This window comes from Pseudomonas sp. DE0010 (assembly GCF_007680745.1).
Taxonomy (GTDB): Bacteria; Pseudomonadota; Gammaproteobacteria; order Pseudomonadales; family Pseudomonadaceae; genus Aquipseudomonas; species Aquipseudomonas parafulva_B.
This window is the reverse complement of the sequence record NZ_VEJQ01000004.1, coordinates 117,593-136,828: the sequence shown is the minus strand read 5'-3', so window position 1 is coordinate 136,828 and position 19,236 is coordinate 117,593. Positions and strand designations below refer to the sequence as shown.

Below are 19,236 nucleotides of genomic sequence, written 5' to 3'. Positions count from 1 at the left end.
TGCTCGGAAAAACAGCCAATTTAACATATTGGCTCCTTGCCCAAAATCCCTGCCATTGTTAGAGTTTGCCGCACTTTTTTACCCACGCTTTCCCCAGGGTCACTTTCCCATGTTCAAGAAACTGCGTGGCATGTTTTCCAGCGATCTGTCCATCGACCTGGGTACTGCCAACACCCTAATTTACGTGCGTGAGCGCGGTATCGTCCTGAATGAGCCCTCGGTTGTTGCCATCCGTACCCATGGCAATCAGAAAAGCGTCGTCGCCGTCGGTACCGAAGCCAAACGCATGCTGGGCCGTACGCCTGGCAACATCGCAGCCATTCGTCCGATGAAGGACGGCGTGATCGCCGACTTCAGCGTCTGCGAAAAAATGTTGCAATACTTTATCAACAAGGTTCATGAGAACAGCTTCCTGCAGCCCAGCCCCCGCGTGCTGATCTGCGTGCCGTGCAAGTCCACCCAGGTTGAGCGCCGCGCCATTCGCGAGTCGGCCCTGGGGGCAGGTGCCCGCGAAGTGTTCCTGATCGAAGAACCCATGGCCGCTGCCATCGGTGCCGGCCTGCCGGTCGAAGAGGCCCGTGGCTCCATGGTCGTCGACATCGGCGGTGGTACCACCGAAATTGCGCTGATCTCGCTCAACGGCGTGGTGTATGCCGAATCGGTGCGCGTCGGTGGCGACCGCTTCGACGAAGCCATCGTGACCTACGTGCGCCGCAACTACGGCAGCCTGATCGGCGAATCCACCGCCGAGCGCATCAAGCAGGAAATCGGTACTGCCTATCCGGGTGGTGAAGTGCGTGAAGTCGATGTCCGCGGCCGTAACCTGGCCGAAGGCGTACCGCGTGCGTTCACCCTGAACTCCAACGAAGTGCTCGAAGCGCTGCAGGAGTCGCTGGCGACCATCGTCCAGGCGGTCAAGAGTGCCCTGGAGCAATCGCCACCTGAACTGGCTTCCGACATCGCCGAACGTGGCCTGGTGTTGACTGGCGGCGGCGCACTGCTGCGTGACCTGGACAAGCTGCTGGCCCAAGAAACCGGGCTGCCGGTCATCGTCGCCGAAGACCCGCTGACCTGTGTCGCACGCGGCGGCGGTCGAGCCCTGGAAATGATGGATAAGCACGCGATGGACCTGCTCTCGAGCGAGTGATTCTTCCTCGCTGCTCGTGAGCCCCGGTTTACAGGTAGCACGCACAGTGCTACCTGTATGTGCTGGCCGGTGCCCGTTCGGGTGCCTCATCCATCAATTCGCAACCAGGCTGGTGCCTTGTCCCATGTCCAATGACTTCTTGAGTCGTCCACGAGGAACGGCCCATTAAACCGCTTTTCTCCAAGGGCCCCTCGCTGGGCGTTCGCCTGCTCGTCCTGGTGGTGGTGTCGGTCGCGTTGATGGTCGTCGACGCGCGCTTCGACCTGCTCAAGCCGGTTCGTAGCCAGATGGGCCTGGTGCTCATGGAATCCTACTGGATCACCGATTTGCCGCAACGCGCCTGGCAAGGGGTGGCGGGCCAGTTCGGCAGCCGCAACGAGCTGATTGCCGAAAACGAGAAACTCAAGACCGAGGCCCTGCTGTTGCAAGGCCGCCTGCAGAAGCTGGCGGCGTTGACCGAGCAGAACGTGCGCCTGCGGGAGCTGCTCAATTCCTCGGCGCTGGTCGACGAAAAGGTCGAAGTTGCCGAATTGATAGGTGTCGACCCCAACCCCTTCACCCACCGCATCCTGATCAACAAGGGTGAGCGCGATGGTGTGTTTCTCGGTCAACCGGTGCTCGACGCTCGCGGCCTGATGGGGCAGGTGGTCGAACTGATGCCCTATACCTCGCGGGTCTTGCTGCTCACCGACACCACCCACAGCATCCCCGTGCAGGTCAACCGCAACGGTTTGCGCGCCATTGCCAGCGGTACCGGTAACCCTGAGCGCCTCGAGCTGCGCCATGTGGCCGATACGGCGGACATCAAGGAAGGCGACCTGCTGGTCAGCTCCGGCATGGGCCAACGTTTCCCCGCCGGTTATCCCGTGGCCACCGTCAACGAGGTGATCCACGATTCTGGCCAGCCATTCGCCATCGTGCGCGCCATCCCCACCGCGGCGCTCAACCGTAGCCGTTACATGCTGCTGGTGTTCAGCGACCGGCGCACGCCCGAGCAGCGCGCCACCGATGCCGCGATTGCCCAGGAAGAAGCGGACCGCAAGGGTGAGAAGGTTCCTGCTCAGGGTACTGGTACGACCGGTCAAGGTACGCCTGTAAACGGCACGCCCGCAAACACCGCCCCTGCCGCGACCCCTGCGCCTGCAACCCAGCCCGGTACGCCTGTAACGGCGCCTGCTGCACAGCCTGCAAGCCCGGCCGCAGCACCCGCTGTGCCCACTCAACCCCGGAGGCAGTGATGGCCGCATCGCGCCGCAACAATGGTTGGGTCATCTGGCTGACATTTGCCGTCGGCCTGCTGCTCAGCGTCTCGCCCATGCCGCAGTTCATGGAAGTCTTTCGGCCCATGTGGCTGGCGTTGCTGGTGTCGTTCTGGACCTTGAACGTGCCGCACAAGGTCGGCATGGCCACGGCGTTCATGCTTGGCCTGGCCGAGGACGTGCTGTACGGCACCCTGTTGGGGCAGAACGCGTTGATCCTCACCCTGATCACATTCCTGGTGCTGTCCCTGCAACAGCGCCTGCGCATGTTCCCCATGTGGCAGCAAAGCCTGATTATCCTGGTGGTCTTTGGCATTGCGCAGTTGCTTCAGCTGTGGCTCAGCGCCCTGACCGGCAACCGCCTGCCAACCCTGGCGCTGGTCTGGTCGGCCGTGATCAGCGCGCTGCTCTGGCCATGGATCAGCTTTGCCTTGCGCGATCTTCGCCGACGCTTGCACATCAATTGACGGCTTGCTGGCCGCTGACAGGGAGATGTCCGAATGACCCCGCTATACCTGGCTTCCGGCTCTCCACGTCGGCGTGAGCTGCTGACGCAGATCGGTGTGCCCTTCAGGGTGGCCAGCGCGCCCATCGATGAAACCCCGCTGCCTGGCGAAAGCGCAGAGGCGTATGTGCAGCGCCTGGCCAAAGCCAAGGCTGCAGCCGGTCGCGCCAGTCTCGAACCGGCCAAGATGGCGAACGCAGACGCTGTGGTGCTGGGCGCTGACACGGCCGTGGTGCTTGACGGCCGTATTCTCGGCAAGCCCGAGCACCGTGACGACGCGCTTGGCATGCTGGCCCGGTTGTCTGGCCGCGAACACCAGGTGTTGACGGCAGTGGCGCTCGATGACGGCAAGCGTGTGGAGAGCCTGTGTGTCAGCAGCACTGTCCGCTTTCGCCTCATCGACCAGCAGGAGGCCCAGCGCTACTGGGCCAGCGGCGAGCCGGCGGACAAGGCGGGCGGCTATGCCATTCAAGGGCTGGGCGCGGTATTCGTCACCGGGCTGGTGGGCAGCTATTCGGCCGTGGTCGGTCTGCCATTGAGTGAAACGGCGCAGTTGCTCGAGCGCTTCGGCATCGCTTGCTGGCAACCGGCGGCCTCGACACCTGAGGTGACACGCCCGCAGTAGCCAGCACCGTTTGCGCCATCCATCATTAGAACAAGACCCTGGACGAGAACCTGCCATGAGCGAAGAGATCCTGATCAACATCACCCCGATGGAGTCACGCGTGGCGGTGGTGGAAAACGGGGTACTGCAGGAAGTGCACGTCGAGCGCACCCAGCGTCGCGGCATCGTCGGCAATATCTACAAGGGCAAGGTGGTCAGGGTGCTGCCCGGCATGCAGGCGGCGTTCGTGGACATCGGGCTGGAACGGGCCGCATTCATCCATGCCTCGGAAATTTCGCAGCGCGAAGGCTCGGCGGTGGAAAACATCACCGCCCTGGTCCATGAAGGCCAGGCGCTGGTGGTGCAGGTCACCAAGGACCCCATCGGCAGCAAGGGCGCGCGGCTGACCACCCAGTTGTCGATCCCGTCGCGCTACCTGGTCTATATGCCCCGCAGCAGCCACGTGGGCATTTCGCTCAAGATCGAGGACGAGGCCGAGCGTGAACGCCTCAAGCGCGTGGTCAGCGACTGCGTGGACAGCGAGAACATACAAGGGGCCGGCGGCTTCATCCTGCGCACCGCCGCCGAGGGCGCGCGGGCTGAGGAAATCCTGCAGGACATCCGCTACCTGCGACGGTTATGGGAGCAGATCGGGGCGCAGATCAAGACCTGTGGCGCACCCCTGGTCATCTACGAGGACCTGGGCCTGGCGCTGCGTACCCTGCGCGACCTGGTCAACCCGAAGATCGAAAAGATCCGCATCGACTCGCGGGAAACCTTCCAGCGCACCACGCAGTTCGTGCAAGAGCTGATGCCTGAAATCGCCGACCGTCTGGAACACTACCCAGGCGAAAGGCCCATCTTCGACCTGTACGGTGTCGAAGACGAAATCCAGCGCGCCCTGGATCGCAAGGTGCCGTTGAAGTCCGGTGGCTACCTGGTGGTCGATCCGGCCGAGGCGATGACTACCATCGACGTCAACACCGGCGCCTTCGTGGGCCACCGCAACCTGGAAGAAACCATCTTCAAGACCAACCTTGAGGCCGCCACCGCCATTGCCCGGCAACTGCGGCTGCGCAACATTGGCGGCATCATCATCATCGACTTCATCGACATGGAGGACGAGGATCACCAGCGCCAGGTGCTGCGAACGCTGGAAAAACAGCTGGAGCGCGACCACGCCAAGACCAACATCATCGGCATCACCGAGTTGGGCCTGGTACAGATGACCCGCAAGCGCACCCGGGAGAGCCTTGAGCAGGTGCTGTGCGAACCGTGCCAGGCCTGCCAGGGGCGAGGCAAGCTCAAAACCCCCGAAACCATCTGTTACGAGATTTTTCGCGAAATCCTGCGTGAAGCCCGCGCCTACCAGGCTGAAGGCTATCGCGTGCTGGCCAATCAGAAGGTGGTCGATCGCCTGTTGGACGAAGAGTCTGGCAACGTGGCTGAACTCGAGGCCTTCATCGGGCGAACCATTCGCTTCCAGGTCGAGTCGATGTATTCGCAAGAGCAGTATGACGTGGTGCTGCTCTGAGGCCTGCTGAAACCCGACGCGCTTCGGTCGGCATGGCGAAAACGGCACCACGGGCCATTATGCATATACGACCTGGAGGGCCATGGCCATGGGACGTCTAAGCCGCGTTCTGAGTGTCCTGACCCGTTGGGGGCTGGGGGCTTGCGCCTTGCTGCTTATCGCAGTGGCGCTGTACGCAAGCCTCGGCCGGGCCTTGGTGCCGCTGGTGGCCGAGTACCGCAGCACGGTGCAGGCCAAGGTTGCCGAGGCACTGGGTGTGCCCGTGCACATTGGCGCGCTCCAGGGCCGCTGGAGCAGGCTGTCACCGGTGCTGACCGTACACGACCTGCAAATCGGTGAAGGCGCCACGGCCTTGCGGCTCGATGACGTCATCGTGGTGCCGGATGTCTGGGGCAGCCTGGTCGCACGTCAAGTGCGCCTGGCGCGCATCCAGCTGGCCGGCCTGCAACTGATCGCCCGCGAGGATGAAACCGGCAAGTGGAAGCTCGAGGGCCTGCCCAAGCAGGACGACGCACCGCTGCAACCCGAACAATTGCTCAAGGACCTGCGCCGGCTCGGGCGGGTCGATGTGTTCGACAGTCAGGTCACCCTGCACGCCTGGCAGCGTGATCCGCTGACGCTGACCTATGTCAGCGCAGGCTTGCTGGCAGGGCCTTCGCGGCAATCGCTGGACCTACGGGCAACCTTGCCAGATGGCCAACCCCTGACGCTGAGCGCGCGCAGCCGCGCTTCGGCCGAGGCCTGGCGTGACGCGCAGGTAGACGGCTACCTCAACCTGCCGGACAGTGACTGGGCGCGCTGGTTGCCGCCTCGGCTGTTGGGGCAGTGGCATGCCCAGGTGCTTCAGGCTGGCGGCGAGGCCTGGTTCGGCTGGCGCGACCGCCAGTTGCACCAGGGCGCCGTACGCCTGAATGCGCCGCGCCTTGAAGGGGCCTATGACACGCGCAAGCCGGCCAAGGTAGACAATCTGGCCCTCAATGCCTGGTTCGAGCGTCAGGATGAGGGCTTCGACGTCGTTGTCGACTCGCTGGCGATGGACCTTGGCGACACGCATTGGGCGTCGCGGCTGCGGTTGAGGCAGCGCAACGGTGCTGCGCCGGCTGATGAAAGCTGGCAGGTGCAGGCCGATCGTCTGGAGCTGACCCCCCTCACGCCGTTGATCCACGCCTTGGCGCCCATGGGCCAGCAGGCGCTGGCGGTGGTCGATGGCCTCAATGTCACAGGTGCCTTGCGCAACGTGCAGCTGACGGCCCGGCCCCATGCCGACGGTGATCGCCGGTTGGCGTTCGAAGGCAACCTGGAGCGCGTGGGTTTCGATGCGTATCACGGTGCCCCGGCTGCCGGTAACGTGAACGGCAGCATCAGCGGCGACCTTGGGCACGGCGAGCTGCGTCTGGATACCGACGCGTTCATGCTGCACCTGGATCCGATCTTCGCCAAACCCTGGCACTACCAGAAAGCCAATGCGCGCCTGACCTGGACGCTGGACAAGGCAGGTTTCACCCTGGTTGCCCCTTATCTGAAGGTCGTGGGCGAGGAGGGCAACATAGCAGGCGACTTCCTCATCCGCCTGCTGTTCGAGGAAGGGCGTGAAGACTACATGGACCTGCGTGTTGGTCTGACCGATGGCGATGGCCGCTACACCGCCAAGTACCTGCCTGAGGTCTTGAGCCCGGCCCTGGACCAATGGCTGCGCAGCGCAATCGTCAAGGGCAGCGTCGACCAGGGTTATTTCCAGTACCAAGGCTCGCTCAATCACGGCGCCAGGCCCGAAGCCCGCAGCATCAGCCTGTTCTTCAAGGTTCATGATGCCACCTTGGACTTCCAGCCCGGCTGGCCACAGGTACAGCATGTGGACGGGGACGTGTTCATCGAGGACAGTGGTGTGCGCATCAAGGCACAACGCGGCGTGCTGCTCGATACCAAGGTCAGCGACGTGAACGTCGACATTCCACATGTGGAAGGCAACGGTGACAGCCACTTGCACTTGGACGGCAATTTCGACGGTGGCCTGGTGGACGGGCTCAAGATACTCAAGCAAGCGCCCATCGGCACCCATGAGATCTTCGCCGGATGGGAAGGCGAGGGCCCCCTCAAAGGCAAGGTCAAGCTGGACATACCGCTGGCCCATGGGCAGCAGCCCAAGGTGAAGGTGGATTTCGCCACGCGCGATGCGCGGCTCAAGATTGCTTCACCTGAGCTGGAGCTCACGCGCTTGAAGGGCGACTTCAGCTTCGACTATGACAAAGGCCTCAGTGGCAAGGGCATTTCCCTGCAGGCATTCGGCAAGCCGGTCACTGCGCAGATCGCGGCTGAAGGCGAACCGGGGCAGATGCAGACACGAATCAGTGCCAACGGTCGGGTTTCGCTGCAGGCGCTGACCCAATGGCTGCATTTCGACCAGTCACTGCCAGCCTCGGGCGAGCTGCCGTACCAGGTGCAGTTGAGCATTGGCGCACGTGAAAACCTGTTGAGCGTCGATTCGGACCTCAAAGGCCTGTCGATCGACCTGCCGGCACCCTTTGGCAAAGCGCCTGCCGACAGCCGGGCCAGCCGTTTCAGCATGAACCTGCAAGGCGCGCAACGGCGCATCGACGCCGCCTACACCGATCTCGCCCGACTGGCCTATGTAGCACCCGCCGAGCACCTGGACCAGGGTGCTGGCGAGTTGCTGCTTGGCGCTGGGCAAGCGCAGCCTCCTGGCGGGCGCGGCCTGCGCGTTCGTGGGCACCTCGATACCCTGGACCTTGAGCCTTGGCAGGCTCAGGCGCAAAAGCTCGGGGGCGACGATCCCGGCGGCAGTGCGCGGCAGACTTTGCAGAGCGTGGACCTGAGCATAGGAACCCTGAAGGCTTACGGTACGGAATTGAACCAGTCGAGGGTGCGCCTGGCGCGTGGGTCGGCGGCCTGGGACGTGCGCCTGGACAGTCGGCAGGTGGTGGGTGACGCGCGCGTGCCAGACGCCGAGGGCGCCCCTATCGTCGTGCGGCTGCAAACCTTGCGCCTGCCTGCAGGCAATGCCGACCAGGCGCAGGACGAAGACGGCGCCGACCCGCTGGCGTCCTTCGACCCGCGCAAGGTGCCGCCGCTGGACGTACGTATCGACAGGTTCTACCGCGGTGATGATCTGTACGGCAGCGCTGCGATCAAGCTGCGCCCGACCCGTACCGGTGTGAACGCCAGCGACATCGATCTGAACCTCAAGGGGCTGCGTATCGACGGCAGCGGTGGTTGGGATGGCGCTGGCGGCACGAGCTGGTACAAAGGCCGCGTGCAGGGCAAGCAACTGGGCGATGTGCTCACGGCCTGGGGCTTTGCCCCGACGGTAACCAGCCGGGACTTTCGCATGGACGTGGACGGGCGGTGGCCGGGATCCCCGGCGGCGATCAGCCTGAAACGCTTCTCCGGCAGCCTCGATGCGGTGCTGCACAGCGGGCAGTTCGTCGAGGTAGATGGTGGGGCGCAAGCGTTGCGGGTATTTGGCTTGTTGAACTTCAACGCCATCGGCCGGCGCTTGCGCCTGGACTTCTCCGATCTGTTCGAAAAGGGCCTGGCCTACGACCGGCTCAAGGGGCTGCTGGTGGCCAGTGAAGGGGTCTACGTAACCCGCACGCCGATCAAGGTCACCGGCCCGTCGAGCGATTTCGAACTCGATGGTACGCTGGACATGGTGCGTGAGCGGGTCGCTGCCAACCTGCAGGTCAGCCTGCCGGTCACCAACAACCTGCCCCTGGCAGCGTTGATCGTCGGCGCCCCGGCCGTGGGCGGCGCACTGTTCCTGGTCGACCGCCTGATCGGCGACCGGGTGTCGCGCTTTGCCAGCGTGCATTACCGGGTAGTTGGGCCGTGGAAAGAGCCTAAGATTACCTTTGTGAAACCATTCCAGAAATAGCGTCAGGAGGGTCGATGAAGGCTGCGGTAATCCAGATGGTCAGCCAGGATGATGTGCAGGGTAACCTGCGCCAGGCGAGCAGGCTTCTGGAGCAGGCGGCTTCAGGTGGCGCCAGGCTGGCTGTGCTGCCGGAGAACTTCGCTGCCATGGGGCGTGCAGACGCCGCGGCCATCGGCCGCGCCGAGGCCCTTGGCGAAGGCCCGATCCTGCCCTGGTTGAAACGCGTGGCCTGCGACCTCAGGTTATGGATTGTCGCAGGCACCATTGCCCTGCCACCGGACGGGCAGCCCCGGGCCAAGCCACATGCCTGCTCGTTGCTGATCGACGAGCATGGGCAGCAGGTGGCGCGGTACGACAAGTTGCACCTGTTCGATGTGGATGTCGCCGACAATCGTGGCCGTTATCGTGAATCCGATGACTATGCCCCAGGTGCGCAAGTGGTGGTTGCCGATACGCCGGTCGGGCGGTTGGGCCTGAGCGTGTGCTACGACCTGCGCTTTCCCGAGTTGTACGGCCATCTGCGGGCAGCCGGGGCGGAGCTGATCAGTGCACCGTCGGCCTTCACGGCGGTGACTGGGGCGGCGCATTGGGACGTGCTGATCCGCGCACGCGCCATCGAGACGCAATGCTACATGCTGGCCGCAGCCCAAGGCGGGCTACACCCCGGCCAGCGCCAGACCCACGGCCACGCGGCGATCGTCGACCCATGGGGGCGCATCGTGGCGCAACAGGCGCAAGGCGAAGCGGTACTGCTTGCCGAGCGCGACAGTGACGAACAGGCGTCCATTCGGGCGCGCATGCCGGTGATCGATCACCGGCGCTTCTTCTCGCAGGGCGCATTGCGGCCTGCGCACACCTCGGAGTGACTATGAGCCAGATGTTATCCACCGTCAGCGAGCAGCTCCTGACCCCAGGCGGCTTGACCCTGGACAGCCTGCAAAGTGTGCTGGGTGAATTGGCCGGCCCTGGCATCGACGCCGCCGACCTGTATTTCCAGGGCCAGATTTCGGAAACCTGGGCGCTGGAGGATGGGATTGTCAAAGAGGGCAGCTTCAACCTTGACCAGGGGGTCGGTGTTCGTGCCCAGGCCGGCGAAAAAACCGGTTTCGCCTACAGCAATGCCATCAACCTCGAAGCCTTGACCTCTGCCGCGCGCGCCGCGCGGTCGATTTCCCGTGCCGGGCAGAACGGCACGGTCCAGGCGTTCCGTGCCCAGGACGTGACCACGCTCTACCCGGCGGATAACCCATTGGACGTGCTCAGCCGTGCCGAGAAGGTCGAGCTGCTCAAGCGTGTCGATGCCGCCACTCGCGCGCTGGACCCGCGTATCCAGCAGGTCAGCGTCAGCATGGCCGGCGTCTGGGAGCGAATTCTGGTCGCGGCCGCCGACGGCAGCCTGGCGGCGGACGTGCGGCCCCTGGTGCGCTTCAACGTCAGTGTCATCGTCGAGCAGAACGGCCGTCGCGAACGCGGCGGGCAGGGCGGCGGCGGGCGCACCGACTATCGCTTCTTCACTGAGGAGCGAGTAATGGGCTATGCCCGCGAAGCACTGCGCCAGGCCTTGGTGAACCTGGAAGCCGTTGCCGCGCCTGCCGGCACCTTGCCCGTGGTGTTGGGGCCTGGCTGGTCCGGCGTGCTGCTGCACGAGGCGGTCGGCCATGGCCTGGAAGGCGATTTCAACCGCAAGGGCAGTTCGGCATTCAGCGGCCGGATAGGCCAGAAGGTCGCGTCCAGCCTCTGCACCATCGTCGATGATGGCACCCTGGAAGGGCGCCGTGGGTCCTTGAGCGTGGACGACGAGGGGACGCCAACCGAGTGCACCACCCTGATCGAAAACGGCGTGCTCAAGGGGTACATGCAGGACAAGCTCAACGCGCGCCTGATGGGCATGGCGGTGACGGGCAACGGTCGGCGCGAATCCTATGCCCACTTGCCGATGCCGCGCATGACCAACACCTACATGCGAGCCGGTGAAAGCGACCCGCAGGAAATCATCGCTTCGGTGAAGAAGGGCATCTACTGCGCGAATTTAGGTGGCGGGCAGGTGGACATCACCAGCGGCAAGTTCGTGTTCTCGACCAGCGAGGCCTACCTGATCGAGGATGGCAAGATCACCGCACCGGTCAAAGGCGCGACCTTGATTGGCAATGGCCCGGAGGCGATGAGCCGTGTGTCGATGGTCGGCAACGACCTGTCGCTCGACAGTGGGGTAGGCACATGTGGCAAGGACGGGCAGTCCGTGCCGGTCGGAGTAGGCCAACCGACCTTGAAACTCGATGCGATCACGGTGGGCGGTACCGGGGCGTGAGGGTCGGCTGGGGCCGCATGGCGGCCCCGCCGCGATCAGCGCAGCCCGCGCTGCAGCTCGTCCAGATCGCGAATGTACTTGAACACTTTGCGCGAAGCGGCAGGGGGTTTGTTCCTGGCCTTCTCGTGCTGGGCATGGCGCACCAGCGAGCGCAACTGCTGGCGGTCGGTCTCCGGGTATTCGTTGACGAACCGTTCCAGGTCCTCGTCGTTGCCGTCGATCAACCGATCACGCCAGCGTTCAAGACCGTGGAAACGCTCGTTGTACTGGCGAGTGGAACTGTCCATCTGTTCCAGCAGGGCATGAATGGCGTCCAGGTCCTGGACACGCATCAGCTTGCCGACGAACGACATGTGGCGTTTGCGAGCCCCATGTGCGGTGTGCTTGCTGGCTTCGGCCAATGCCTTGCGCAGTTCATCGGTCAAGGGCAGGCGCGCCAGGGTATCGGCCTTGAGGGTGGTAAGCCGCTCGCCGAGTTCGACCAGCGCATGCAGTTCGCGCTTGATCTGGGTTTTGCTTTTTTCGCCGTCGAAGGCGTCGTCGTTTGAATCAACCATGGTGGCAGTCCGCTAAAGATCGCCGCCATGATAACCAGTCGGGGGCCGCTTGTCCGGCCCGGCCGTTGAATGGCCCTTGCCGAACGCAGAATTCTGAGTGGAGAAAACCATGAGTGCAGTCCAGAGTATCGGCCCGAACGATCTGCCAGCCTTGCAAGAGCAGGTCGAAGCGATCATTGCCGAGGCCCGCCGCCAGGGCGCCAGCGCCTGCGAGGTGGCGGTGTCGCTGGAGCAGGGCCTGTCCACCACGGTCCGCCAGCGCGAGGTCGAGACGGTAGAATTCAACCGTGACCAGGGCTTTGGCATCACCCTGTACGTGGGGCAGCGCAAAGGCTCGGCCAGCACCTCGGCCAGTGGTCCGGATGCCATTCGCGAAACCGTTGCAGCCGCGCTGGCCATTGCCAAGCACACCTCCGAGGACGAATGCGCCGGGCTTGCGGACGCCGCCCTGATGGCCCGCGATATCCCGGACCTCGACCTTTATCACGACTGGAACCTGGAGCCGGAGAAGGCCATTGAAATGGCCTTGGCGTGCGAAGCTGCGGCCTTCGACGCTGATCCTCGGATTCTCAACGCCGATGGCACCTCGCTCAACACCCACCAGGGGTGCAGGGTGTATGGCAACAGCAACGGCTTTGTCGGTGGCTACGCCTCCACGCGTCACAGCCTGAGCTGCGTGATGATCGCCGAGGGCGATGGGCAGATGCAGCGTGACTACTGGTACGACGTCAATCGCCAAGGCCACCTGCTGGCTGACCCGCGCAGTATCGGCATCCGTGCCGCCCAACGCGCTGCCAGTCGCCTGGGCGCACGGCCGGTGCCGACCTGTGAGGTGCCGGTACTGTTCTCGGCCGAATTGGCAGGCGGGCTGTTCGGCAGCTTCCTGTCGGCGGTTTCCGGTGGGAACCTGTACCGCAAGTCCTCCTTCCTGGAGGGCGCCCTCGGCCAACAGTTGTTTCCAGCCTGGCTGACCTTGGACGAGCGCCCTCACATCCCGCGGGCATTGGGCAGCGCGGCCTTCGATGGTGATGGCCTGGCGACCTATGCCAAACCGTTCGTGGACAAGGGCCAATTGGTGTCCTACCTGCTCGGTACCTACTCAGGCCGCAAACTGGGTCTGCCCAGCACCGCCAACTCAGGCGGCGTGCACAACCTGTTCGTCACCCATGGCAGCGACGACCAGGCGGCATTGATCCGGCGCATGGGGCGCGGCCTGCTGGTTACCGAATTGATGGGGCATGGCCTGAACATGGTGACAGGGGACTATTCCCGGGGCGCGGCCGGTTTCTGGATCGAGAATGGCGAGATTCAGCACGCTGTCCAGGAAGTCACCATTGCCGGCAACATGAAGGACATGTTCCAGCAGATCGTAGCCATTGGCAGCGACTTGGAGACCCGTAGCAACATTCACACAGGCTCAGTGCTGATCGAGCGGATGATGGTTGCTGGCAGTTGATCCTTTTCATTTGAGACCGTGGGGCCGCTGTGCGGCCCATCGCGGCGGTCCTCTCTATTAACAGCAAAAAATCAATCAGCGGATACTCAATACCATCTACCGGTTGAACTGATTCTATTTATCAATTAATAATGAATATCATTTCACAGCTACACGATGATGATGTTCATGACTACCGCCCTCCGCGAACTGCCCTATCTCGAAAACTGGCGCTGGCTCAGTCGCCGGATCCGCTGTGCCCTGGAGCCCGATGAGCCGCGCCTGATCGAACATTACCTGGCGGAAGGGCGTTACCTGGTGTGCTGCACCCAGACCTCACCCTGGACCGTGGCATTGACGTCCTTTCGCCTGCTGCTCGATACCGCCTGCGACCGCATGCTGCCTTGGCATTGGCGCTGCCAGTGCCTGGATCAAGCCTGGCGGCCACTGCTGATCCTGCGCAACCTCGACCGGCAGGAGCAGAACCAACGCTGGCAGCCCTATGCCCTGCAACTGGCCAATTGCCGTTTGCTGCCCTCGATTTCCCCCGATGAATTGATGCAAGGATCCGATGATGACCAATACCCGCATCGAGCGTGACAGCATGGGCGAGTTGCACGTGCCGGCAGACGCGCTGTACGGCGCGCAGACCCAGCGTGCGGTCGACAACTTCCCCATCAGTGGCCAGCGCATGCCTGCCCAGTTCATACGCGCGCTGCTGCTGGCCAAGGCAGCGGCGGCCAACGCCAACGTCGAACTGGAGCAGTTGTCCGCGCAGCAAGGCCAGGCGATCGTCACGGCGGTACAGCAACTGCTTGCACAAGACTTCAGCGTGCATTTTCCGGTCGATGTGTTCCAGACCGGTTCCGGGACCAGTTCCAACATGAACGCCAACGAAGTGATTGCAACGCTGGCCAGCCGGGGCTCAAGCGAGGCGATCAATCCCAATGATCACGTCAATTGCGGGCAGAGCAGCAATGACATCATTCCGACCACCATTCATGTCAGCGCCGCCCTGGCGCTTCACGAGCAACTGCTGCCAGCGCTAAGCCACCTCGTACAGGTGATCGAAACCAAGTCGGTCCAGGTTCGTCCGTATATCAAGACAGGCCGCACGCACTTGATGGACGCCATGCCTGTGCGCATGAGCCAAGTGCTCGATGGCTGGGCGGCGCAGGTTGCCGGTGCCAAGGCGCATATCGAGGCGACCTTGCCCAGCCTGCAGGCCCTGGCCCAAGGTGGCACGGCCGTAGGCACCGGTATCAATGCCCACCCTGATTTTGCAGCCGGCTTCGCCCGTTACCTCAGCACGTTGACTGGCGTAGCGTTTCGCCCTGCCCAGAATCTGTTTGCGGTGATCGGCTCCCAGGACACTGCCGTTGCACTGTCCGGCCAGCTCAAGACCACGGCGGTGGCGCTGATGAAGATCGCCAACGACCTGCGCTGGATGAACTCAGGGCCATTGGCGGGCCTGGGTGAAATCGAGCTGCAGGGCTTGCAACCTGGCTCCTCGATCATGCCAGGAAAGGTCAACCCGGTGATTCCTGAAGCCACCGCCATGGTCGCCGCCCAGGTCATCGGCAATGACGCAACGATCGCGGTAGCGGGTCAGTCTGGCAACTTCGAGCTCAACGTCATGTTGCCGGTCATCGCCCGCAACCTGCTCGAAAGCATCGAACTGATGGCCAACGCCAGCCGGTTGCTGGCAGACAAGGCCATCGCCACATTCAAGGTCAATGAACACAAACTCAACGAGGCGTTGGCACGCAACCCGATCCTGGTCACGGCGCTGAACCCGATCATTGGTTACCTCAAGGCAGCCGAAATCGCCAAGGCCGCTTACGCGCAAGGGCGCCCCATCATTGATGTGGCGCTCGAACACACTGACCTTTCCCGTGATCGGTTGCAGGCCTTGCTGAACCCGGAAAAGCTGACCGCCGGCGGTATCTGAAGGGCGAAATGGCCCTGGAGGCTCGTCATGCAGCACTGGAAACGCATCACGCAAGTCGCCAATCACCTGTTCTCGCAAGGTGAGCTGGTGGACGCTCGCGAACACTACCTCCAGGCCCTGGCATTGGCCCAGGTGCTGTTCACGCGCTGGCAGGATGCCGATGAAGCCGTGGCCTCATTGGTAATTGCGCATCACAACCTGGCCGACTTGCACCTGCGCCTGCAGCAGCCCCATGAAAGCGCCGATTACCTGTGCGCCGTGCACCAACGGCTATTACAGGCCAGTCAGGACGTGTGCCTGCCACGGGCGCTGCGTGATGCAGCACTGCGCCACAGCGCCCGCACCTATACCGAGTTGTTGAGTTTCATCGCCGAACATGGCCAGTACCCGCGCACCGAGCACCTGCTCAATCGGCACAGCGCCTGTTCACTTCAACCTGCCCACGGAGTCCATTGACATGCCCCATGCATTGCCTGCACTGCCCTATGCCTACGATGCGCTGGAACCGCACATCGACACGCAGACCATGGAAATCCATCACACCAAGCATCACCAGACGTACGTCAATGGCCTTAACGCAGCGGTCGAGGACAGCGAATGGGCCGACTGGCCTGTGGAAAAACTGGTGGCGGCGGTCGAGCAGTTACCTGAAAAGATGCGAGGCGCCGTGATCAACCATGGCGGCGGACATGCCAACCACAGTCTGTTCTGGACGGTGATGTCCCCCCGTGGTGGAGGTGAACCCCAGGGCGAAGTAGCCCGTGCCATCGAGACACAATTGGGTGGCTTCGAGGCATTCAAGGAAGCCTTCACCAAGGCCGCTCTGACCCGCTTCGGCAGTGGCTGGGCCTGGCTCAGCGTTACCCCGCAGCAGACCCTTGTGGTCGAGAGCAGCGGCAACCAGGACAGCCCGTTGATGCACGGCCATACGCCTATTCTCGGCCTGGACGTCTGGGAGCACGCGTACTACCTGAAGTATCAGAACCGTCGGCCTGAGTACATTGGCGCTTTCTACAACGTCATCGACTGGGCGCAAGTGAACCGCCGCTACCTCGATGCCATGAAATGAGCCAGGCAGGCATGCGCGCCGAAGTGATGTCCGTCAACAGCGTGCGCTTGTTCAGGCTGGCGCTTGGCACCCTGTTGCTGCTGGCCGGCACCGCGTTGCTGGTGGCGCGCGCACTTGCCTGGCTCGACCTGGACCCACGTGTGTTGCGGGCGTTGGAGGGCGGCGCGCTATGCGCATTGGGGACGGCCCTGGGTGCGGTCCCCGTACTGGTAATTCGCACCATGCCCGTGGCGCTGGCGGACACCCTGTTGGGCTTTGGTGCTGGCGTCATGCTGGCGGCCACGGCCTTCTCGCTGCTGGTGCCTGGGCTGGAGGCCGCTCAGGCAATCGGCTTTGGTGCATGGGGAGCCGGCGTCCTCATTAGCGCGGGCCTGCTGACAGGCGCGCTGTGCCTTTATCTGGTGGACTTGAAACTCTCGGCAGGCTCACCCTCAGGGCTGACCTCTGGCGAACCGGTCATCGCCTCGCGCGTGTGGCTGTTCGTGTTCGCCATCATCGCCCACAACATTCCAGAGGGCATGGCCATAGGCGTATCAGCGGGCGGGGGCATGGCAGACGCCGATAGCCTGGCAATGGGCATCGCCTTGCAGGATGTACCGGAGGGACTGGTCATTGCGCTGGTACTTGCCGGCGCAGGCATGTCACGCTTCAAGGCCTTTCTCATCGGCGCCGCCTCCGGTCTGGTGGAGCCAGTGGCGGCCGTTATCTGCGCCTGGCTTGTGAATGTGGCGCAACTGCTCTTGCCGCTGGGCCTGGCCTGCGCTGCAGGGGCGATGCTGCTGGTCGTGACCCAGGAAATCATCCCCGAATCACGCAGCCACGGTAATCACCGCCTGGCCAGCCTGGGGCTGTGCATCGGTTTCTGCTTGATGATGGTGATGGATACCGCGCTGTCCTGAAGCGCCCGTGAGACTGCGGGCGCAAGGAGGAGGGTGGCGCACTTGGCGACGGCCGATGGAAACGCATGCTGGCCGTGCTGAGGGTTCACTCCCCCTCGTCGAAATAGTTGTTGATCAACTCGACCAGTGCCTCCATGGCTTCACTGTCCTGCTCGCCTTCGGTATGCAGGTAGACCTGAGTGCCTTTGCCCGCCGCCAGCATCATGACACCCATGATGCTCTTGCCATCGACCAGCTTGTCCGGTGCACGACCCACCTTGACCTGGCAGGGAAAGCGACCGGCAACCCCGACGAATTTGGCTGCCGCCCGGGCATGCAGACCCAGTTTGTTGATGATCGTGATTTCGCGGGCGGGCATGAGCTGGCGGATCCTTGGGCTAGAGGTCGCGGTGGCGAACCTGGACGTTTTTCAAAGATTGCTGGAGCAACTGGCCCAGCCGTTCGGTTAGGTACACCGAGCGATGATGGCCGCCAGTGCATCCGATGGCGATGGTGACATAGGCACGGTTGCTGGCGGCGAACCGTGGCAGCCACTTGAGCAGGTAGCTGGAAATGTCGGTGAACATCTCTTCGACGTCCGGCTGGGCGGCGAGGTAGTCGATGACGGGCTGTTCAAGGCCGGAGTGCTCGCGCAGTTCTGGCTTCCAGTAGGGGTTGGGCAGGCAGCGCACGTCGAACACCAGGTCGGCATCGACCGGCATACCCCGCTTGAAGCCGAATGATTCCACTAGAAAAGCCGTACCCGGCTCTGGCTTGTCCAACAGGCGTAGCTTGATCGAGTCGCGCAATTGATAGAGATTCAGGCGGGTGGTATCGATCTTGAGGTCGGCCAGATCGGCGATCGGCCCCAGCAAATCCCGTTCGACGCGAATCGCCTCGGCCAGTGAGCGATCAGCATTGGTCAACGGGTGGCGCCGGCGGGTTTCGGAGAAGCGCTTGAGCAGCGTGTCTTCGTCGGCATCGAGGTACAGCACATCGCACTGGATGTGACGGGCACGCGCTTGTTCGAGCAGTTCGGGAAAACGCGACAAGTGGCTTGGCAGGTTACGCGCGTCAATCGATACGGCAACCTTGGGCTGCGGCAACTCGGTGTTGAGCAGCGCGCTTTCCGCCAACTGCGGCAGCAGCCCGGCGGGCAGGTTGTCGATGCAGTAGAACCCGTTGTCTTCAAGGACATCGAGGGCCGTGCTCTTGCCGGAGCCGGACCGGCCACTGACGATGATCAAGCGCATGTTCAATGCTCGTTCTGCACGTCCAGGACGACCTGGAACAAGGCCTCGCTGCTCTGGGCTGCACGCAAGCGATCACGAACGTCCTTGCGATCGAGCATGCTGGCTATCTGGCGCAGCAGTTCAAGATGGGCGTCAGTGGCCGCAACCGGAACCAGCAGAACGAAAAGCAGGTCCACGGGCGCGCCATCGATCGCGTCATAATCAATAGGCGCGTCGAGGTGCAGAAGGGCGCTGACCGGTGAGGAGCATCCTTCAAGGCGGCAATGGGGGATGGCGATGCCATTGCCAAAACCGGTGGAGCCCAGCTTTTCGCGGGCCACCAGTTTTTCGAAGACGTCTTGCATCTCAAGTTCAGGCACTTGATCGGCAATCAGGGTGGCGACCTTTTCAAGGGCGCGCTTCTTGCTGCCGCCCGGCACGTTCACGAGGGAACGGCCGGGGGTCAGGATGGTTTCAAGTCGGATCATGGATGAGGGGGATCAGCGGGCTGCTGCACCTTGCAGCAGGCTTTGCTGTTTTTCCTTGTGTTTTTTCAGTTGGCGGTCGAGCTTGTCGGCCAAGGCGTCGATCGCTGCATACATGTCTTCGTGTTCGGCGTTGGCTACCACTTCACCGCCAGGAATCTGCAAGGTCGCTTCGACCTTCTGCTGCAGCTTCTCGACTTTCATGATGACCTGCACGTTAGTGATCTTGTCGAAGTGACTCTCCACGCGGGCGAGCTTTTCGAGCACGTAATCGCGCATTGGCTGGGTGACTTCTACATGCTGTCCACTGATATTGACTTGCATACAGCTTCTCCTTTTGTTGCCCGTGCATCAAAGAGGCAGGTGTTGCACCTGCCACA

Annotated in this window: 19 protein-coding genes; 14 read left to right on the top strand and 5 right to left on the bottom strand. The window is 63.0% G+C overall.

Annotation, left to right across the window (positions count from 1 at the left end):
- Positions 1 to 109: 109 nt before the first annotated feature.
- From mreB to tldD, 8 genes are all read left to right on the top strand, one after another.
- Positions 110 to 1,147 carry a rod shape-determining protein MreB gene (mreB, locus tag FS767_RS04775; RefSeq protein WP_003255163.1) on the top strand — a complete coding sequence of 346 codons (1,038 nt, stop codon included), beginning with the start codon at positions 110 to 112 and terminating at the stop codon, positions 1,145 to 1,147.
- Positions 1,148 to 1,353: 206 nt separating this feature from the next.
- Positions 1,354 to 2,385, top strand: coding sequence for a rod shape-determining protein MreC (gene mreC / locus FS767_RS04770; protein ID WP_371921574.1), 1,032 nt, complete (start codon positions 1,354 to 1,356; stop codon positions 2,383 to 2,385).
- On the top strand, positions 2,385 to 2,873 hold the full coding sequence (gene mreD, locus FS767_RS04765; protein ID WP_027913729.1) for a rod shape-determining protein MreD: 489 nt from the start codon (positions 2,385 to 2,387) through the stop codon (positions 2,871 to 2,873). Before mreC ends, mreD begins: the two co-directional genes overlap by 1 nt.
- 33 nt (positions 2,874 to 2,906) lie before the next feature.
- Entirely contained in the window at positions 2,907 to 3,536 is a 630-nt protein-coding gene (locus FS767_RS04760) for a nucleoside triphosphate pyrophosphatase (RefSeq protein ID WP_144964406.1), read from the top strand.
- A 55-nt stretch (positions 3,537 to 3,591) separates the two neighbouring features.
- The gene (rng, locus tag FS767_RS04755) at positions 3,592 to 5,049 is read left to right on the top strand and encodes a ribonuclease G (RefSeq protein WP_058604402.1); all 1,458 of its coding nucleotides are present in this window, start codon (positions 3,592 to 3,594) and stop codon (positions 5,047 to 5,049) included.
- Positions 5,050 to 5,131: 82 nt separating this feature from the next.
- A complete protein-coding gene (locus FS767_RS04750) occupies positions 5,132 to 8,941 on the top strand; it encodes a YhdP family protein (protein ID WP_144964405.1) in 3,810 nt (1,269 codons plus the stop codon).
- Positions 8,942 to 8,955: 14 nt separating this feature from the next.
- Positions 8,956 to 9,807, top strand: coding sequence for a carbon-nitrogen hydrolase family protein (locus FS767_RS04745; protein WP_144964404.1), 852 nt, complete (start codon positions 8,956 to 8,958; stop codon positions 9,805 to 9,807).
- Between the two features lie 2 nt (positions 9,808 to 9,809).
- On the top strand, positions 9,810 to 11,249 hold the full coding sequence (gene tldD, locus FS767_RS04740) for a metalloprotease TldD (protein ID WP_058604405.1): 1,440 nt from the start codon (positions 9,810 to 9,812) through the stop codon (positions 11,247 to 11,249).
- A 35-nt stretch (positions 11,250 to 11,284) separates the two neighbouring features.
- On the opposite strand, the gene yjgA is transcribed toward tldD, so the two are convergent.
- On the bottom strand, positions 11,285 to 11,806 hold the full coding sequence (gene yjgA / locus FS767_RS04735; RefSeq protein WP_023533376.1) for a ribosome biogenesis factor YjgA: 522 nt from the start codon (positions 11,804 to 11,806) through the stop codon (positions 11,285 to 11,287).
- 109 nt (positions 11,807 to 11,915) lie between these two features.
- Between yjgA and pmbA the strand changes: the two genes are divergently transcribed.
- From pmbA to FS767_RS04705, 6 genes are all read left to right on the top strand, one after another.
- Positions 11,916 to 13,262, top strand: a complete 1,347-nt coding sequence (gene pmbA / locus FS767_RS04730) for a metalloprotease PmbA (protein WP_144964403.1) — start codon at positions 11,916 to 11,918, stop codon at positions 13,260 to 13,262.
- Between the two features lie 159 nt (positions 13,263 to 13,421).
- Positions 13,422 to 13,841, top strand: coding sequence for a hypothetical protein (locus FS767_RS04725; RefSeq protein WP_058637550.1), 420 nt, complete (start codon positions 13,422 to 13,424; stop codon positions 13,839 to 13,841).
- Positions 13,816 to 15,192: a lyase family protein gene (locus FS767_RS04720; RefSeq protein ID WP_144964402.1), complete on the top strand. Its 1,377-nt coding sequence runs from the start codon at positions 13,816 to 13,818 to the stop codon at positions 15,190 to 15,192. The genes FS767_RS04725 and FS767_RS04720 overlap by 26 nt, the downstream gene beginning before the upstream one ends.
- 27 nt (positions 15,193 to 15,219) lie before the next feature.
- The gene (locus FS767_RS04715; RefSeq protein ID WP_144964401.1) at positions 15,220 to 15,648 is read left to right on the top strand and encodes a hypothetical protein; all 429 of its coding nucleotides are present in this window, start codon (positions 15,220 to 15,222) and stop codon (positions 15,646 to 15,648) included.
- 1 nt (position 15,649) lies between these two features.
- Positions 15,650 to 16,261: a superoxide dismutase gene (locus tag FS767_RS04710; RefSeq protein ID WP_144964400.1), complete on the top strand. Its 612-nt coding sequence runs from the start codon at positions 15,650 to 15,652 to the stop codon at positions 16,259 to 16,261.
- Positions 16,262 to 16,272: 11 nt separating this feature from the next.
- Positions 16,273 to 17,160, top strand: a complete 888-nt coding sequence (locus tag FS767_RS04705) for a ZIP family metal transporter (RefSeq protein ID WP_144964465.1) — start codon at positions 16,273 to 16,275, stop codon at positions 17,158 to 17,160.
- An 85-nt stretch (positions 17,161 to 17,245) separates the two neighbouring features.
- Here the strand turns inward: FS767_RS04705 and FS767_RS04700 are convergent, their stop codons facing one another.
- Genes FS767_RS04700 through hpf form a run of 4 tightly spaced genes read right to left on the bottom strand, consistent with a single transcriptional unit; the run spans position 17,246 to position 19,180 of the window.
- A complete protein-coding gene (locus FS767_RS04700; RefSeq protein WP_078479052.1) occupies positions 17,246 to 17,518 on the bottom strand; it encodes an HPr family phosphocarrier protein in 273 nt (90 codons plus the stop codon).
- Positions 17,519 to 17,537: 19 nt separating this feature from the next.
- Positions 17,538 to 18,392 (bottom strand): RNase adapter RapZ, encoded by an 855-nt coding sequence (rapZ, locus tag FS767_RS04695; protein WP_023533444.1) that lies wholly within the window; start codon positions 18,390 to 18,392, stop codon positions 17,538 to 17,540.
- 2 nt (positions 18,393 to 18,394) lie between these two features.
- The gene (gene ptsN, locus FS767_RS04690; RefSeq protein WP_027913742.1) at positions 18,395 to 18,859 is read right to left on the bottom strand and encodes a PTS IIA-like nitrogen regulatory protein PtsN; all 465 of its coding nucleotides are present in this window, start codon (positions 18,857 to 18,859) and stop codon (positions 18,395 to 18,397) included.
- A gap of 12 nt (positions 18,860 to 18,871) precedes the next feature.
- Positions 18,872 to 19,180, bottom strand: a complete 309-nt coding sequence (gene hpf, locus FS767_RS04685; protein WP_058604411.1) for a ribosome hibernation-promoting factor, HPF/YfiA family — start codon at positions 19,178 to 19,180, stop codon at positions 18,872 to 18,874.
- Positions 19,181 to 19,236: the final 56 nt, after the last annotated feature.

Excerpts from the sequence above, each read along its gene's own strand:
- pmbA (WP_144964403.1), top strand. The coding sequence starts at position 11,916 with ATGAGTGCAGTCCAGAGTATCGGCCCGAACGATCTGCCAGCCTTGCAA.
- rapZ (WP_023533444.1), bottom strand. The coding sequence starts at position 18,392 with ATGCGCTTGATCATCGTCAGTGGCCGGTCCGGCTCCGGCAAGAGCACG.
- FS767_RS04725 (WP_058637550.1), top strand. The coding sequence starts at position 13,422 with ATGATGTTCATGACTACCGCCCTCCGCGAACTGCCCTATCTCGAAAAC.
- FS767_RS04760 (WP_144964406.1), top strand. The coding sequence starts at position 2,907 with ATGACCCCGCTATACCTGGCTTCCGGCTCTCCACGTCGGCGTGAGCTG.
- FS767_RS04710 (WP_144964400.1), top strand. The coding sequence starts at position 15,650 with ATGCCCCATGCATTGCCTGCACTGCCCTATGCCTACGATGCGCTGGAA.
- rng (WP_058604402.1), top strand. The coding sequence starts at position 3,592 with ATGAGCGAAGAGATCCTGATCAACATCACCCCGATGGAGTCACGCGTG.
- tldD (WP_058604405.1), top strand. The coding sequence starts at position 9,810 with ATGAGCCAGATGTTATCCACCGTCAGCGAGCAGCTCCTGACCCCAGGC.
- FS767_RS04720 (WP_144964402.1), top strand. The coding sequence starts at position 13,816 with ATGACCAATACCCGCATCGAGCGTGACAGCATGGGCGAGTTGCACGTG.
- yjgA (WP_023533376.1), bottom strand. The coding sequence starts at position 11,806 with ATGGTTGATTCAAACGACGACGCCTTCGACGGCGAAAAAAGCAAAACC.
- FS767_RS04705 (WP_144964465.1), top strand. The coding sequence starts at position 16,273 with ATGCGCGCCGAAGTGATGTCCGTCAACAGCGTGCGCTTGTTCAGGCTG.
- hpf (WP_058604411.1), bottom strand. The coding sequence starts at position 19,180 with ATGCAAGTCAATATCAGTGGACAGCATGTAGAAGTCACCCAGCCAATG.
- mreB (WP_003255163.1), top strand. The coding sequence starts at position 110 with ATGTTCAAGAAACTGCGTGGCATGTTTTCCAGCGATCTGTCCATCGAC.
- mreD (WP_027913729.1), top strand. The coding sequence starts at position 2,385 with ATGGCCGCATCGCGCCGCAACAATGGTTGGGTCATCTGGCTGACATTT.
- FS767_RS04750 (WP_144964405.1), top strand. The coding sequence starts at position 5,132 with ATGGCCATGGGACGTCTAAGCCGCGTTCTGAGTGTCCTGACCCGTTGG.
- ptsN (WP_027913742.1), bottom strand. The coding sequence starts at position 18,859 with ATGATCCGACTTGAAACCATCCTGACCCCCGGCCGTTCCCTCGTGAAC.
- FS767_RS04745 (WP_144964404.1), top strand. The coding sequence starts at position 8,956 with ATGAAGGCTGCGGTAATCCAGATGGTCAGCCAGGATGATGTGCAGGGT.
- FS767_RS04700 (WP_078479052.1), bottom strand. The coding sequence starts at position 17,518 with ATGCCCGCCCGCGAAATCACGATCATCAACAAACTGGGTCTGCATGCC.
- FS767_RS04715 (WP_144964401.1), top strand. The coding sequence starts at position 15,220 with ATGCAGCACTGGAAACGCATCACGCAAGTCGCCAATCACCTGTTCTCG.